Raw genomic sequence first — 16,575 nt, 5'->3', positions numbered from 1 at the left:
CAATGCTTATCCTTATCCTTTTTGGCGCACTTGCCGTCTTTGTTATCATCGGACTGCCAGTCGCGCTAAGCCTTGCGGGCGCATCATTGGTCTATGTTCTGGTTGCAGGACAGGTGCCCGGTCTGGTCGTCGTGCACCGAATGGTTGCTGGTGTTGACAGCTTCCCGTTGCTGGCGGTGCCTTTCTTTATCCTTGCCGGCAACTTAATGAATTCTGCCGGTATCACGGCGCGCATCTTCGCCTTCGCTCAGGCGCTGGTTGGCTGGATGCGCGGCGGACTGGGGCACGTAAATGTTGGCGCCTCGGTGCTCTTTGCGGGCATGTCCGGTGCAGCGGTTGCCGATGCGGGCGGGCTAGGGGCGATCGAGATTCGTGCCATGCGGGACGCCGGCTATGACACCGATTTCGCAATCGGCATCACCGCCTCATCTTCGACCATCGGTCCGCTGATCCCGCCGTCATTGCCCATGGTGATCTACGGTGTTCTGGCCTCAGCTTCGATCGGTCAGCTCTTTGCCGCCGGAGTCATTCCCGGGTTGCTGATGGCTGTGGCGCTGATGGTGATGGTCAACATATACGCCCGCCGTCGTGGATATGCCCGTGCCAATGCCTTTTCATTGTGCGTGCTCTGGACCAGCTTTCGCGCCGCTGCCTTGTCGCTGATTACCCCCGCAATCATCATCGGCGGAATCCTGTTCGGCATCATGACCCCCACCGAAGCGGCCATCGCCGCCGTCGCCTGGGCAATGTTCCTTGGCATGGTGGTCTATCGCAACCTGCCGCTCCGGGCGCTCTATCGTGTGAGCCTCGCGTCGCTGGAAACGACGGTGGTGATTATGTTCGTGATCTCTGCGGCTTCGATTTTCTCGTGGGTGCTGACGCAGAACCGGGTACCACAGGAATTCGCCGCGCTGATCTCGGAACTGACAAACAATCGCTTTGCCATCCTCATACTGATCAACCTGATCCTCTTTGTGGTGGGATGTTTCATGGAAACGGTGGCTGCGATTACCATTCTGGTGCCTGTGCTTCTTCCTCTGGCGGTTGCGGCCGGTGTCGATCCGGTGCAGTTCGGCGTGATCATGGTGCTGAACCTGATGCTTGGGCTGTTGACGCCGCCGGTCGGCATGGTCCTTTACATCCTGGCCAAGGTGTCGGACGTCAGTTTCGAAACCACGGCCCGCGCCACGATGCCGTTCATCCTGCCGCTGCTTGTCGTTCTGGCTCTGGTGACCTTCATTCCAGCCGTTTCGATGTGGCTGCCCACCCTCCTTTACCGTTGAATCGGGAGATCGCGATGAACTTAACCATTGATCCGGCCACCCTGACGCCAGTCGGCAAAGACCTTGTGCGCCCCGAATGCGTACTCGCCACCCGATCCGGAACAGTCTTTTGCTGTGATGCGCGGGGCGGCATCATGCGGATCGGATCCGGCGGCAGCCAGCATTTCATTGGCAATATGGGCGAACCTTGGGGCGGGCCGCTGGTGCCTAACGGCATCACCATGATGCCCGACGGCAGCTTTCTTGCCGCCAATCTCGCTGATGAGGGCGGCGTCTGGCGGATCGCTCTGGATGGTGAAACGACACCCCACATCACCGAGGTGGACGGTATGCCGCTGCTGCCGGCGAACTTTGTGGCGCGCGATGCGGCGGGCCGGATCTGGATCACCGTAAGCGCCCGTAGCCAGCCACGAACCGACACCTATCACGCGGATGCCGCCGAAGGTTTCCTGGTGTTGGTCGACGACCGCGGCGCACGTATCGTGGCCGAGGGGTTTGGCTTTACCAACGAGGCGGTGGTCGATCCCCAGGGCGCCTACATCTATGTCAACGAAACCTTTGGGCGCCGCCTGACACGCTTTTCGCTTGGTGCGGACGGCAGCCTTGGCCCGCGCGAGACGGTCATGGAGTTCGGCCACGGAATCTTTCTTGACGGCATGGCGTTTGATGCCGAAGGCGGTATCTGGCTTACCAGCGTCATCTCGAACCGGCTCATCCGGCTGGTGCCGGGCGAGGCTCCGTTCGTGGTGTTCGAGGACCCGGATGCCCGTTTGGAAGAAATGGAAGCCGATTACCACGCAGGAATTTTCGGCAAGAAGGGCCACATGACCGTGTCAAAAGGCGCTCACGTCGCAAACCTGTCAAGTCTCGCCTTCGGCGGTCCAGATCTAAAGACGATCTTCTTGGGTTCTCTGAATGGCAATCACCTGCTGTCCTTTCGATCACCCATCGCCGGGGCACCGCCGGTGCACTGGAACTGGAGCGGACACGCGTAGCCAATCACTGAACGACCAGCTGTTTCCCTAAGCTGAACAGAGCTGACCGAGTAGAATACCTTTGATAATACGACACTATGGGCGGTATGGGGTGCAGTGTCGCGATGGCGGCATTGCAACGCGACCCGGGTCTGATGGAATCGCAGCACTTTTTGACCGGGCAGTTGCACAGGGCTTTGATACGCAAATCAGGGTATGAGTGGGTCTGGCCTTTTGCGCGACAGATTTATTCTGCGCCCACGGACACAGCTCTGCCGCAAGCTGTGTAGCGGTTGAGTACCGCAATGGGGACTTGGCTTCCCGTCCCCTGTCGGCCGAAGTCTCGCTCCATAAGGGATTGACCCGGCAGTTTCACCGGAATTGCCAGTTGGTCCCTCCAGCCTGTTCAGACCCTGGCCCCCAAGAGAAGTTCAACCAACATGCCGCGCCTGACGGGGCTTCAGCCTCTGGGCTGACGATACCGCAGAATTGACTGCCTGACAGATGTGCCTTTACGATCTGCGGCAAACACTTTGGCTAAATCGTCGCGGGCATGTGGGCGGTTCATATCGTTCTTTCCGGCAAGGTTTCGGCACAACCTCTGACCTTGGTCAATTTCACCCGGAGCCGCCTGAAAGGAGAGGAAAGGGACAGATCCTTGCCCCGGAACGGTTGCTCTGATTTGCCATCAGGTATATCGCACAACGACGATATGATCATATTATGCTGCGAGAGGCCTGATGGATAAAACCAATCAAGATCGTACAGATGAGAAGATGGTGGCCATCGCCAAGGCGATTGGCCATCCGGCAAGGCTTAGAATTCTGCGCCTGCTGGCATCTACTCCCGGTTGCATCGGCGGCGACATTGTCGAGGCTGTAGGCCTCGCGCAATCCACGGTTTCCGAGCATCTGCGGATCCTGAAGGCGTCCGGAGTGATCACGGGGCAGATCGACCCGCCACGGATCTGCTATTCGCTTGCTCCCGATGCCTTGGCTCCCTTGGCGCAGATGATCCGTGATCTAGAGAGCGCAAGCCGTGATACAGACTGTTGCGTCATTCCCTCTCACTCGCTGAAAGAAGATTCATGACCCTCTTTGAACGTTACCTTTCTCTCTGGGTGCTCCTCTGTATTGTTGCAGGAATTGTACTGGCAAACCTGCTGCCCGACCTCTTCGGAGTGCTCGCAAGTCTTGAATATGCCTCGGTCAACCTGGTCGTGGCAGTGCTGATCTGGGCGATGGTCTATCCGATGATGGTCGCGGTGGATTTTGGCGCGATCAAAGGTGTCGGTGCGCGGCCAAAGGGTTTGGTGATCACTCTTGTCGTGAACTGGCTGATCAAGCCATTTACCATGGCGGCGCTCGGTGTGTTGTTCTTTAATCACATTTTTGCCGGGCTGATCGGCCGGGGCGATGCGGGGCAGTATGTTGCTGGTCTGATCCTGCTGGGTGCCGCACCCTGCACCGCAATGGTGTTTGTTTGGTCGCAACTGACCAAAGGCGATCCCAATTACACGTTGGTTCAGGTATCGCTGAATGATGTGATCATGGTGTTTGCCTTTGCCCCCATTGTGGCGTTGCTTTTGGGTGTGACGGACATCGCCGTACCGTGGGAGACACTGGTGCTTTCGGTAGTTCTCTATATCATATTGCCACTTGTGGCCGGGGCCATCACCCGGGCCCGGCTGATGGGGCAGGGCGGTGATGCCGCGGTCGCGGGGTTTACGGCACGGATCAAGCCGATGTCGGTTCTTGGTTTGTTGCTGACCGTCGTGTTGCTCTTTGGGTTTCAGGGAAATGTCATCCTTGGCAATCCTGTGCTGATCCTTTTGCTCGCCACGCCGATCCTGATCCAGTCTTACGGGATTTTCGCTATCGCCTATGCCTGGGCATGGAAATGGCGGGTGCCACACAACGTCGCCGCGCCTTGCGCGCTGATCGGCACATCGAATTTCTTTGAACTCGCGGTCGCAGTTGCCATTGGCCTCTTTGGCCTTAACTCCGGCGCGGCCCTGGTCACGGTCGTGGGCGTTCTGGTCGAGGTACCGGTGATGCTGTCACTTGTTTGGTTCGCCAACCGTACCCGCGCAAGCTTTGCGGTATGAGCGTCGTCATCTATCACAACCCGGACTGTGGAACCTCCCGCAGGGTTCTGGCCATTCTGCAGGCGGCGGACGCCGCGCCCGTCGTGATCGAATATCTGAGTGCGGGCTGGACAAGAGCGCAGTTGCTGGGGCTGTTCGCCGCCGCTGACCTGACCCCTCGCCAGGCCTTGCGCGTGGCGCGAAGCCCGGCCCAAGAGATGGGCCTGACCGCGCCCGATGTGACAGACGATGCCCTGCTTGCCGCGATGGTGGCGCATCCGATCCTGGTCAACCGCCCAATTGTCTGTACCCCAAAGGGGGTGCGCCTGTGCCGCCCCTTAGAGGTTGTATTCGACCTGCTCGACACATGTCCGCCTGGCCCGTTGTGAAAAGAGGACAACCAATTGATCATCGATGCCAAAGGAACCTGAATTGTCTGACACGCTCACGGATCACATCACGCCGCAGATGGACGAGGCGGGCTTTGCCAGCATTGACCACGCTCGTTTGCAGACGCCGTCTGTCAGCACCCATGTGCCGCGCATCCTAATCCTCTATGGATCGCTTCGGCCGCGGTCGTTCAGCCGCTTGTCGGCAGAGGAGGCGGGGCGTATCCTGAACCGGCTTGGGGCTGAGGTTCGGCTTTTTAATCCGTCGGGTTTGCCGCTGGTCGATGATGGCGTGGATGCCAGTCATCCCAAAGTGCGCGAATTGCGCGAACTTGTCGCGTGGAGCGAAGGAATGGTATGGTCCAGCCCGGAACGGCATGGCGCGATGACTGGGCTGATGAAGACCCAGATCGATTGGGTTCCACTGTCGGACGGTGCTGTGCGCCCGACCCAGGGCAAGACGCTGGCGGTGATGCAGGTCTCTGGCGGCTCACAAAGCTTTAACGCGGTGAACCAGATGCGGATTCTTGGCCGATGGATGCGGATGATCACGATCCCAAATCAATCCTCGGTCGCCAAGGCATTTCTGGAGTTCGACGAGGCGGGGCGGATGAAACCCTCATCTTATTATGACCGCATCGTGGATGTGATGGAGGAGTTGATAAAATTCACGCTGCTGACGCGCGACCGTTCAGAATACCTTACTGATCGGTATTCCGAGCGCAAGGAAAGCGCGAGCCAGCTGTCGGAACGGGTCAACCAACAGGCCCTTTGATCAGGCAACGCAACTAGAAACGGGGTCAGGAGAGGGGTCAACGAACATGACGCATCTTATCAACCGACGCGCCATATTGGGGGGAATGTGCGCGGCGACGATGACAGGTCATGCGCAGGCTCAGCCGATCTTTCGACTTGGGCTGACGCCGGTCTTTTTGGACAACGACGCTGCTGTGATTGACGGGCTGCGACGCGCGCTGTCACGCGGCATGGCGCGCGAAATCGAGCTGGTACAAAGACGAACCTATCAGGAAATTACCGGCCTGCTTCTGGAACGTTCCGTCGATGCGGCATGGCTCTGCGGGTATCCCTATCTGCAACATGCCGATGCGCTGGATCTGGTTGCTGTTCCTGTGTGGCGCGGGGGCCCACGGTATCAATCCTATCTGATTGTGGCGGCTGACGATGCCGCAACAGGTTTGACAGATCTGCGCGGGGGAACGCATGCGTTTTCCGACCCGGATTCCAATTCCGGCTATCTGGTTACGGCAACCGATCTGCGCCGTATGGATGAGCGCACCGAGACCTTTTTCAGCCGCTCGATTTTCACCTACGGGCACCGCAACGTTGTACGCGCTGTCGCGGATGGGCTGGTGCGCTCGGGCAGTGTCGATGGATATGTCTGGGAGGCGCTGGCCATGATCGAACCCGCCTTGACCAAGCGCACGCGGATCATTTCGCGGTCGGAATGGCTGGGGTTTCCCCCGGTCTGTGCCCGGCGCGACAGCATCGCATCAAAGCCTATACAAGCATTGCAAAGGGCGCTGCTGGAGATGGGACAGACTGATGAGGGGCGGCAGGCGCTTGAGGCTCTTCAGCTCGACGGGTTTCGGCAGGCATCGGATGCCTTGTTCGACGGCATCTCCGACCGCATGAGAGATCTGGAGCCGTAGCGGATGTCATCCCTTGGCCGCCTCCCGCTCTCGATCAAACTACCGCTTCTCACGGCGGCCATGATGGTGCTTGTCGGGGCTGTTGCGTCACAGCAGGTGCTCCGCGCTCTGGCGCGGGTTCAGGATGAGCGGGTTCAGGAGCTCGCGCAATTGCATGTCGAGGGGTTGTCGGTGGCGCTGGGGCCGCTGGTTCTGCGCCATGACATCTGGGAGGTTTACGATACACTCGTACGCGCATCGGAAGGTACCGAAGGGCGGCGGATGATCCTGACCGCTGTCGCGGGTGATGCGGGGCGCGTCCTTGCGGCGACCGATCCACGCCGCGTGCCGGTGGATAGCGCCATTGCCGATCTTTCGGTTGGGGCCGCCGCGCTAGAAGATTTGACGGTCGGGGGGGCCAATCCTGTCCTGCGATTGCTTGCTCCGCTGACCTATCAGGGCAGAACAGTCGGTCAGATCGTTACCGAACTGGATGTATCTGACCTGCTGACCGAACGGCGACAGGCGCTGATCTATTTGATCCTGGGCAACGCCTTTGCGGTGGGTGTTCTGGCATTTGCCGGGTATTTGGCCATGCGCAAGATGCTGCGCCCCGTCACCACGTTGGCGCGTCAAATGACCGAGACACGTGGCGCGCCCCGTCCTATTCCTGCGACCGGCATTCCGCGTGGTGACGGCGAACTTGCGCGCCTTGCGCGGACATACAACTCGATGGTGGGTGCCGTCGCGGCCAAGGCCGAGGCAGAGCGAAGACTGGCGGAGCGCGAGCGTTTTGTTGCACTCGGACGGCTGTCATCGTCATTGGCGCACGAAATCAACAACCCATTGGGCGGGCTTTTGAATGCCACGGATACGATCCGCAACTTTCCCGACCGACCCGAAGTGGTGCGGCAGTCCGCAGATCTGCTGGACCGTGGCCTGCGCCATCTTCGCGACGTGACCCGCGTGGCGCTGGAACAGAATCGTCTGGACGACGGGGACCGTCAATTGGCGTCCGAGGATTTCGAAGATCTCAGGCTGTTGATCCAGCCCGAAGTGTCGCGGCAGGGGCTGGACCTGGGCTGGTCAGTCGTTCTGTCGCCAGAGACCGCGAACCGCCTTGCGGCCGGCCCGGTCCGCCAGATCGTGTTGAACCTGTTGTTGAATGCCTGCGCTGCCGCAGAGCACGGTGGACGGATCGGACTAAGCGCCGCCACCGGGAATGATCAACTGTCCATCGAGGTCTCAGACACCGGGGTAGGAATGCCCAAATCCGCGCTGGACCGTCTGCTGACTGATGCACCGCTGTCGCCCGGTGGCGGTGTTGGTCTGCGGCTTGTGCGGGATCTTACAACCGGTCTGCAAGGTTACATCGTGCATGAACGCGTCGGCGGCGTGACATGTATCCGCGTCATATTAGGCCCAAACAGCGAAGCGCCAGATGCTTAAGGATAGATATATCGTGCTGGTCGAAGATGACGACATCATGGGTGCATCGCTGCTGCAACGGCTCGAGCTGGAGGGCGCGCAGGTGCTTTGGCTCAAGCAGATGGTTCGCGCCCTTGGCGCAATCCGCACACCAAGGCAGCCGATAGATGCGGTGATCTGCGACATCGGACTGCCGGACGGGTCCGGGGAAGAGCTGTTCGCCACGCTTGCACACACGGGCGCCCCTCCGCCTTTCCTGTTCATAACCGGAAAGGGCGGCATCACTCAGGCGGTTCGGCTGATCAAATCCGGCGCTGCCGATTACGTGACCAAACCCTTTGATATGGCGGTCTTCCTGGAACGGCTGAGTTTGCTTGTCGCGCCGCGTTCTGAACCCGGCCCGGATCTGGGCTTTGCCCGGCTGTTAGGGGTCTCGCAAGCGGCCAGACGAATTGAAATGCTGATCGCCCGCGCCGCAAAGGACGCGCAGCCAACATTGATCCGCGGTGGTCCGGGAACGGGCAAGGATCTGATTGCACGACGTATCCATGATCTGTCAGAGCGCCGCGCGGCGCCTTTTGTCCTCATCAACCTTGCCAAAGAGGCCGATCAAGACGAGGCGTTGTTCGCGCCCGGGCGCGGTTTTGACATCGTGGAGGACGGCACACTCTTTATCAACGCCATCAGCAGGATGCAGGGTGCGGTTCAGGCAAGGTTGTTGCAACGGCTGGACCGGGGTGGTGGCGACGGACGTTTGATCACGGCCTGTGGCAATGATCTGGACGGGCTGATCGCCGATCAACGGTTCAGTTCCGAACTCTTTTACCGTCTGGCGCATATCGACATACCTGTCCCGCCTTTGGCGACACGGCCAGACGATGCGGTCTGGTTGCTCCAGCAGCTGTTTCGCAAACTGGCCCCTGATCACGCCCCTGCTCTTCAGGGGATCAGTGCGCTGTGCGAAGAGGCCGCGCGCGTCCATGACTGGCCGGGTGGGGGGCGCGAAGTGCGCGCCAGACTGATCAGCGGCCTTGCAGTGTCTGCGGGTCCAATGTTGCAGCCGTCCGACCTGTTCCCGGAACACCTCGCGCAATCCGATGACATGATGTCATTGGCCGGGGCACGCCAAGCAGCGGAAAAAGTGCAGATCATTGCCGCGCTCGACCGGACGGGCGGCCAGATTGGAGAGGCGGCAAAGCTACTTAGAATTGCGCGAACAACCCTTTGGGAGAAAATGCAGAAACTCGGACTGTCCTGACCCCGTTCGATGTTCGGATTCCCGAACATCAGAATTATACCCTTATAATCAAGGCATAGCCGCTTTGCGGCATGACTATCACGGCCGTCGCCCTGCGTGAATACATACAATAATCTGTCCCGGATCATCTATCACTTGATGAGCCAGGGAGGGTTCTAGCCAATGAAGTGCAACCGTTTGGTCGATGCAGGGCGTCGACAGTTTCTCAGAGGCGGGATGATGGCCACGGCAGGCGCCGTCGCCGCAACCGTCATGACACCAGAACAGGCCCGCGCACAGGCGCTGGCTCGCGTCGAATACCCGGAAAACCGTCTGGCCAACATCGCCGATCTGGTGGTGAACGAACCGCTGGACATCACCTATCCCGACGCCGACAGCCCCGGTGTGATGCTCAAGCTGGGTCAGGCCGTCGAAGGCGCCGTTGGCCCGGACGGTGACATCGTCGCGTTTTCAGTGCTGTGCCCGCACAAGGGCTGGATGATGAGCTATTCCGCAGATGACAAGACGCTGAATTGCCCCGGCCACCATTCCCGTTTTGACTGTGAATCCGGTGGCCAGCAGATCTGGGGCCATGCCACCAGCAACCTGCCGCAATTCCTGCTGCGTGTCGATGATGGCGGCGAAATCTACGCCGATGGTGTGGACGAGCTGATCTACGGCCGTCTGTCGAACGTGCTCTGAGGGAGAAAGACAATGGCTTACAAAAGACAGATCGACCGTCTGCCGATCATCCCCGCAGACGCAGACGAATTCAACGTCACCTGCCACTATTGCATCGTCGGTTGCGGCTACAAGGCCTATACGTGGCCAATGAACCGCCAGGGCGGCACGGCACCGGAACAGAACAAGTTCGGCGTCGACCTCGGCGAACAGCAGTACATGGAAACCGAGGCATGGTATGCGCCTTCGATGTACAACGTGGTGCGCCAAAACGGTCGCGATGTGCAACTGGTGGTCAAGCCGGACTCAAACTGCGTCGTCAACTCGGGTCTTGGGTCGGTGCGCGGCGCGCGGATGGCGGAAAACCGGCCGTCACGTGTGACCGGCACGCAGCAGCAGCGCCTGACCGATCCGCTGGTCTGGCGCAATGGCGTCTGGCAGCCGACATCATGGGACGACGCGTTGGACCTGGTGGCACGGGTCACGGCGAAGGTCGTGACCGAAGGGTCCGAGGACGATCTGGTGGTGTCGATGTTCGACCACGGTGGTTCTGCCGGCGGGTACGAAAACACCTGGGGCACCGGCAAGCTCTATTTCGAGAGCATGAAGATCAAAAACTGCCGCATCCACAACCGTCCGGCCTATAATTCCGAGGTGCATTCCACCCGCGACATGGGTGTGGACGAACTGAATTATGCCTACGAGGATTACGAGTTGACCGACACGATCTTTATGGTCGGGGCCAATTCGATGGAGACGCAGACCAACCTGTACCTGAACCACATGGTCCCGGGCCTGCAAAACGGCGCCCGGATGATCGTGGTCGACCCGCGCCGGACCCTGACCATCGCGTCGTCTGAGCAATATGCCGGGGCAGAGAATGTGCTGCACCTTGCGATCAACGAAGGCACGGACATGGCGCTGTTCAACGCGCTGCTGACCCATATCGTCGATCAGGGTTGGGTGGACGCCGATTTCATCGCCAATTCGACCTATCAGGGTGGCGAGGCTGTGGTCCAGGACGAGGCGCACCCTGCGGGCCTTGGCGATCTGGACTACGCCATGCAGACCTGCCGCACCTCGCTGGAAGAAGCCGCAGAAATCTGTGGTGTCTCTGCTGCAAATATCCAAAAGGCTGCCGAGTGGATCGCCCAGCCGATGGACGATGGCAGCCGCCGCAAATGTGTGACCGCCTATGAAAAGGGCATCATCTGGGGCAATGACAATTACCGCACCATCGGCGCGCTGGTGAACATCGCACTTGCCACCGGAAATCTGGGGCGCGAAGGCGGCGGCGTCTGCCGTCTGGGTGGCCACCAAGAGGGGTATTTCCGCCCCTCGGATGCCCATGTCGGGCGCCCGGCAGAATATATCGACCAGTTTTTGATTCGAGGATTGGGCGGTGTGCATCATATCTGGGCCTGCGATCACTACAAGACCACGCTGAATGCGTCCGAATTCAAACGGGTACACAAACGCCGGTCCGACATGGTCAAGGACGCAATCGACAGCGCTGCCGGTGGCACGCGCGAACAGATGGTCGATGCCATCGTGTCGGCAATCAACGCGGGTGGTCTGTTTGTGGTCGATGTGGACATCATCCACAGCCAGATCGGCCAGAACGCCCACGTGATCCTGCCGGCCTGCGAATCCAACGAGATGAACCTGACCTCGATGAACGGCGAACGGCGGCTGCGTCTGTCGGAAAAGTATATGGACCCGTTCGGCAGTTCGAAACCTGACGCGCTGATCGCCGCAAGCATTGCGCAGCATATGGAGCGTGTGCTGCGCGATATCGGCAACGACGCCTACGCAGACCAGTTTCAGGGCTACGATTGGGAGACCGAGGAAGACGCCTTTATGGACGGCTACAACTCGGCCAACCCGGAAGTGACCTATGAACGTCTTCGCGCGGCAGGCAACAACGGCGTGCAGGAACCAGTGACGGGGTTCGAGAACGGCCAGCTGATCGGCACAACGCGGCTGTATGTCGATGGTGTGTTTACCCGCCACGGGCGCGACGATGGCAAGGCGCTGTTTTGTGCGGCAGGCTGGCGCGGCTGGCAGGCGGCGGGCAAAGCGCGCGAACAGGCAGCGCACCGGTTCTGGATCAACAACGTCCGTGCCAACATCTTTTGGCAGAACCAGTTCCTGGATCAGGACAACGATTTTGTTCAGGACCGCTATCCGCATCCGTTTGTGCAGATCCATCCGGACGACATGGTCGACCTGGGGCTGAACCCCGGCGATCTGCTTGAGATCATCAACGACAACGGCGTGACACAGGGTATGGCCTATCCGATGCCGTCGCTGAAACGCGACACGGTTGCGATGGTCTTTGGCTCGCCCGCCGGCAGTCAGGGCAATGTGGTCAACCCCGGCGTGAATGAACTGGTCCTGCCGGATTACAAACATTGCTGGGGCGACATCCGCAAGATTTCGGATGCGACGTCGCAGACCCGCAGCATCTCGTTCAAGTCGCACGAGATCATGCTGTAGACCATGCAAACGATTCCGCCCCATATCGTCAGGGGCGGAGTCTTTCATTCCTGGGGGGTGACCATGGCAGAAACGGCAATGTGTTCGGCGGGCAAAAGTGGTCCGGCCATGTCAGTCGATGCCGCAAGGTTGCGCGCCGTGGCGGTTGCCTGTCCGGTGGCGCGGCGAGAGGCGCTTGCCCTGGATAACGCACTCGGGCGGGTTCTGAGCGCGCCGGCCATTGCTGCTACGGCCCTGCCACCGTTCGACAATTCCGCTATGGATGGCTATGCGCTGCGTCTGTCCGATCTGCGCGGAGACGGCCCGTGGGAACTTTGTATTGCCGACCGGATTGCGGCTGGGGACGGGCGCAGTCTCTGTCTGGCTCGGGGGACAGCCGCCCGCATATTTACTGGTGCGCCGATGCCAGCGGGGGCCGATGCCGTCGTCATGCAGGAACAGGTGTCCCGTGTTGATGACATAATACTGCTGACGCAGCGCCCGCAGCTCGGCCAGAATATCCGCCGCCTTGGCGAGGATGTGCAAAAAAAGACGCAGGCGCTCGCCGCCGGGCTGTCTCTCACCCCGCCACGTCTGGCGTTGCTGGCTGGGTGCGGTGTTGCAACCGTTGCCGTGCACAGCCGTGTCCGCGTGGCAATCCTGTCGACGGGCAATGAGCTGGTCGAGGCCGGTCACGCGCTGGGGCCAGGGCAGATCTACAATTCCAACCGGGTGATGTTGCGCGCGACGCTGGCGCGCCTTGCGTGGGTTGAGGTTACTGACCTTGGCATTCTGCCTGATGAGCCGGCCAAAATCCGCGCTGCGATCCGCGCGGCTGCAGGATCGCATGACGTTGTGATCTCGTCCGGCGGGGTGTCCGCGGGCGAAGAGGATCACATTCTTGACGCGTTGCGGGCCGAACAGGCGGAATTGGATGTGCTCAAGGTTGCCATCCGCCCCGGTAAGCCGCTGACCATTGGTCGACTTGGGCAGGCGCTGTACTTTGGCCTTCCGGGGAATCCCTACGCTGCGGCGATCACCTTTTCCCAGATCGCCCGCCCCGCACTGCGCAAGGTCGCCGGACTGACAGATGAGCCTGACACCTGGCTGCCCGCCACAGCCGGGTTCAGCTATGCGCGCACCACAGGTCGGCGCGAATATATTCCAGTCGCATGGAGCAGACGCGACAGTTTGGGTCGGCCGATCCTGGAACGGTTGGGGCCGGGTGCCTCGGCCTCGCTGTCCCCTATCGCATTGGCGATGGGCATCGCGGTGATCCCGTCGGATCTGTCGATCGTGCATCCCGGCCAACAGCTTAAGGTCGAACCGCTTTTTGAATGACCGACTTCTCGGGGATCAGCGCGCCCGCGTTTTTTGCCCCCGGTGACAAGGGATCAGACGGACAGCCTTGCGGGTGTGGAAGAGGCGCGTAGCAAGCCGCTGCAATAGTCGACAGGCATGGATATTATTCGTCCCCTAGGGGGTCTGCGCCCTTCGCTTTTCAACATGGATCCGAGATTTTTAGCCTTCATGCCGTCGCCGTCCGTCTCATGCTCTCGGCAATCCGGGTCGTCGGGCCAGGTTGTTGGCGGCCATCGTCAGTATGAAGCGGGGGTGGACGCGGTCGACGCTGCGATATACGCTTCGATATACGCTTCGCGCCCTTCCGCTGTGAGATATGACGTGGGCAGGTCCGGCGACAAACCAAAGATTGAAATTATGTGATACAAATCTACCCTTGATTGCACCGAAGTGCTTGTATTTACTAAGGGTATCTTACGAATCACGGCATCAGCAGCATCAAACGGACGGTCGCTCGGATGGTAGTTTAGTAGAATCGACGGTGGTGGACGCAAACCATACATTTGTTGACGGTGGCTTGAAACTTTTAGGGCGCAGATCACGTATGTACAGCAGTCAGATCGACGAGTGCGATGGTGCGTCTGATCCGCCAAAGGTAGAGACGTGGCGGAAATTTCATCCATTCCTTGTGCTTTGAACTGATCAACGTACCGTCAGCATCAGAGCCTGAACTGGCGTAACGTTGACTAAGGGGCATGCGATGACGACGGGCGAAAAATCCGAGGCATATTTAAAGAGCCTGGCAGTGATCCGGATGCGGTTTGTAAATGACCTGCAGGGTAAGTTGGACGTGATCTCTGATCATATGTCGGACAATCATGAGCATGATGCGAACGAGACGGCGTCGCGCAAATTGCACCGCCTCTTGCACGACATGGCCGGGAATGCTGCTATGCTGGATTTGATGGACGTCGAAACGGTCGTAAGGAAAGGTCTGAGCACGGCGGAACGCGCGGATGAAGAAAACCGATCGCTTTCGCCGGAAGAGACTCTGAAACTGAAAAAAATCATCGCTGAACTACGTGAGATTGGTCAAGCGCTTGCAATAGAGATATCTAGCCAATGAAAACTGAACTCAGCGTACTCGCCCTCGCGGCTCTTCTTTGCGCGGGCACAAATTTGAATGCTCAGACGTCCGAAGTGCCCGCTGATGCGCCCGCAAGGACGGATGCGATTACTCGCTCGATCTCGGTGTCGGATCTGGGGTTTTCGGATGGTCTAGAGTTCCAGCAGCTTGCAGGTGAAACCACGCTCTATTTCCCTGTGCCCTATGCGGCGCCGGTCATGGGCGGAACGATCAGGATAAAGGTCGAACACGGTGCGACCAGCGACGTTGAACGCTACCTCCTGCTCTCTGCCGGAAACCGATTTACGAAGACGCAAGCTCTTGCTCCTGAGGGTGGCAAGCTGGCGATCGAAATTCCCGTTACCCAGGAGGACATCCGTAACGGGTTTCTTCAGGTCGGTCTGAAATACTCCGGTGCTTATTCCGACCGGGTCTGTGTCGACGAGAGATCGTCGGGTGACTACCTCGTTATTGAGCCGGATTCGGCGCTGACGTTGACTCTGGATGCTGCGGCAATGCGGTCGCCTGCGACGGTCGCTGGGCTGATGCCGCGGGATGTGCGTCTTCGCTTTGCCGAAGAAAGTCCGGCAAATATCGCGGCTGCGTTCAATGCGGCGACAGTGTTCAATGCCGAGGCCGGGCATCTGCATTTCGGGGACCCGGCAGAGCGCCCGCAGGACGCGACCGACTGGACGACCGCAGATATCGTCATCAGCGCATCGGAGTTTGGCGGAGCGAGCGAGATCGGCGTCTTGCGCGAAACCAGTTTTCCCGGCCTGATTATTTCGGGCACGGATCCACAGGTGGGACTTGATCAGTTGTCGTCGATCTGGATGGGCATCGCCGGCCCTGAGACAGCACAGACCAATCAGGTCGGGACAATCGCGGGTGATCCGGATGCACTTGGGCTGGCTACCCTTGATGCTGGTATGAGCGCGCAGTTCGTGGCCTCGAACAGCACTTTCGAATTCCCGTTCCGTGTGAGCGACATTCCGGCTGGGCGACGGATTGCATCGCTTGATTTGATTGCGGCCTCCGCGCTTGACCCCGAGGGTCGGGGCGCGACGTTGACGGCCTATCTGAACGACGCAATCCTGGGCAGTCGCCCGCTCAACAGTGGCGATCTGGAACGTATCGCGTTCGATGTCCCCGACGGACTTGTCAGTCGTGACAATGTGCTGCGCATCCTGGTTCAGCGCCAGCCCACCGGCGGAAGCTGTACCTACAAGGTCCAGGGCTACCCCGCCCAGATTCTGCCAGGCAGCAAATTCGATCTTGTTGCGGACCGTGACACGACAGACGATTTTTTCGTGCTCTCTCAGCAATTTTCCGACGGAGCCGACCTTGTCGTCGATACCAACCTGGGCATGACGCAGGACGATATTCTGCGGTGGAGTGCCGGTATTGCGGGATCCGTACTGCCGGATGGGTCCAGAGTTTCTCTCAAAGGCAGCATCGCGGCGCTTGACGGTACGACTCCTTTTATCGTGATTTCCAAATCGTCCCCGGCGGGCGCTGACAGTGAAATAACGTTGGATGAGGGGGCTGTGGAGATTCGAGATTCTGCCGGAAATCTATTGTTCAACGGACAGGATCTGGACCGACTGGGAATCGTTCAGATCGTCGATCTAAACGGCGCCAAGGGGTTGTGGATCAGGCCTGGCTCCGGTCCTGCGCCGATGCTTTCGGATCGCAATCCGCTTGTTCTGGATCGGGGAAATCTTGCGCTGATTGATGAAAGCGGCGTTGTGGTTGCAACGTCGACCAAACGCAGCGATTTGCTGACGGTCGTTTATCCAGACCGGACAAACGTGATGCAGATCCTTGCAAAATACCGCCCGTGGATTGTCGGTGGTTTCTGGGCGGTGCTGACCCTGCTTATGCTTGGCGTGTTCCAGCGACTTTACAGATCGCGTCGCAGCCCCAAACAGACAGATTGATC

14 protein-coding genes and 1 pseudogene are annotated in these 16,575 nt (G+C 59.5%); 14 read left to right on the top strand and 1 reads right to left on the bottom strand.

Annotation, left to right across the window (positions count from 1 at the left end):
* Positions 1-2 precede the first annotated feature (2 nt).
* Entirely contained in the window at positions 3-1,283 is a 1,281-nt protein-coding gene (locus tag IMCC21224_RS20525) for a TRAP transporter large permease (RefSeq protein ID WP_047997445.1), read from the top strand.
* 14 nt (positions 1,284-1,297) lie between these two features.
* Positions 1,298-2,278 carry an SMP-30/gluconolactonase/LRE family protein gene (locus tag IMCC21224_RS20520; protein WP_047997444.1) on the top strand — a complete coding sequence of 327 codons (981 nt, stop codon included), beginning with the start codon at positions 1,298-1,300 and terminating at the stop codon, positions 2,276-2,278.
* 226 nt (positions 2,279-2,504) lie between these two features.
* Here the strand turns inward: IMCC21224_RS20520 and IMCC21224_RS28610 are convergent.
* A pseudogene (locus tag IMCC21224_RS28610) lies at positions 2,505-2,633 on the bottom strand (IS5/IS1182 family transposase); the annotation flags it as partial.
* 364 nt (positions 2,634-2,997) lie between these two features.
* On the opposite strand from IMCC21224_RS28610, the gene IMCC21224_RS20515 reads away from it, so the two are divergent.
* From IMCC21224_RS20515 to IMCC21224_RS20460, 12 genes are all read left to right on the top strand, one after another.
* Positions 2,998-3,348 carry a helix-turn-helix transcriptional regulator gene (locus IMCC21224_RS20515; protein ID WP_047997443.1) on the top strand — a complete coding sequence of 117 codons (351 nt, stop codon included), beginning with the start codon at positions 2,998-3,000 and terminating at the stop codon, positions 3,346-3,348.
* Entirely contained in the window at positions 3,345-4,364 is a 1,020-nt protein-coding gene (arsB, locus tag IMCC21224_RS20510) for an ACR3 family arsenite efflux transporter (RefSeq protein ID WP_047997442.1), read from the top strand. Before IMCC21224_RS20515 ends, arsB begins: the two co-directional genes overlap by 4 nt.
* Positions 4,361-4,732 (top strand): arsenate reductase (glutaredoxin), encoded by a 372-nt coding sequence (gene arsC, locus IMCC21224_RS20505; protein WP_047997441.1) that lies wholly within the window; start codon positions 4,361-4,363, stop codon positions 4,730-4,732. Before arsB ends, arsC begins: the two co-directional genes overlap by 4 nt.
* 43 nt (positions 4,733-4,775) lie before the next feature.
* A complete protein-coding gene (gene arsH / locus IMCC21224_RS20500; protein WP_047997645.1) occupies positions 4,776-5,507 on the top strand; it encodes an arsenical resistance protein ArsH in 732 nt (243 codons plus the stop codon).
* Positions 5,508-5,553: 46 nt separating this feature from the next.
* Complete coding sequence (locus IMCC21224_RS20495; RefSeq protein WP_047997440.1) at positions 5,554-6,402, top strand: PhnD/SsuA/transferrin family substrate-binding protein; 849 nt, start codon at positions 5,554-5,556, stop codon at positions 6,400-6,402.
* Between the two features lie 3 nt (positions 6,403-6,405).
* Positions 6,406-7,830 carry a sensor histidine kinase gene (locus IMCC21224_RS20490; RefSeq protein WP_047997439.1) on the top strand — a complete coding sequence of 475 codons (1,425 nt, stop codon included), beginning with the start codon at positions 6,406-6,408 and terminating at the stop codon, positions 7,828-7,830.
* Positions 7,823-9,067, top strand: coding sequence for a sigma-54 dependent transcriptional regulator (locus tag IMCC21224_RS20485; protein ID WP_047997438.1), 1,245 nt, complete (start codon positions 7,823-7,825; stop codon positions 9,065-9,067). The genes IMCC21224_RS20490 and IMCC21224_RS20485 overlap by 8 nt, the downstream gene beginning before the upstream one ends.
* A 219-nt stretch (positions 9,068-9,286) precedes the next feature.
* Complete coding sequence (locus tag IMCC21224_RS20480; protein WP_231582163.1) at positions 9,287-9,748, top strand: arsenate reductase (azurin) small subunit; 462 nt, start codon at positions 9,287-9,289, stop codon at positions 9,746-9,748.
* Between the two features lie 12 nt (positions 9,749-9,760).
* The gene (locus IMCC21224_RS20475; RefSeq protein ID WP_047997436.1) at positions 9,761-12,226 is read left to right on the top strand and encodes an arsenate reductase (azurin) large subunit; all 2,466 of its coding nucleotides are present in this window, start codon (positions 9,761-9,763) and stop codon (positions 12,224-12,226) included.
* A gap of 63 nt (positions 12,227-12,289) precedes the next feature.
* A complete protein-coding gene (gene glp / locus IMCC21224_RS20470) occupies positions 12,290-13,546 on the top strand; it encodes a gephyrin-like molybdotransferase Glp (RefSeq protein ID WP_047997435.1) in 1,257 nt (418 codons plus the stop codon).
* Positions 13,547-14,267: 721 nt separating this feature from the next.
* Positions 14,268-14,633 (top strand): Hpt domain-containing protein, encoded by a 366-nt coding sequence (locus tag IMCC21224_RS20465; RefSeq protein WP_047997434.1) that lies wholly within the window; start codon positions 14,268-14,270, stop codon positions 14,631-14,633.
* Entirely contained in the window at positions 14,630-16,573 is a 1,944-nt protein-coding gene (locus IMCC21224_RS20460) for a cellulose biosynthesis cyclic di-GMP-binding regulatory protein BcsB (RefSeq protein WP_156178382.1), read from the top strand. The genes IMCC21224_RS20465 and IMCC21224_RS20460 overlap by 4 nt, the downstream gene beginning before the upstream one ends.
* Positions 16,574-16,575 lie beyond the last annotated feature (2 nt).

The organism is Puniceibacterium sp. IMCC21224, assembly GCF_001038505.1.
Classification (GTDB): domain Bacteria; phylum Pseudomonadota; class Alphaproteobacteria; order Rhodobacterales; family Rhodobacteraceae; genus Puniceibacterium.
The sequence above is the reverse complement of the archived record's forward strand: the minus strand, read 5'-3'. Positions and strand labels throughout refer to the sequence as shown.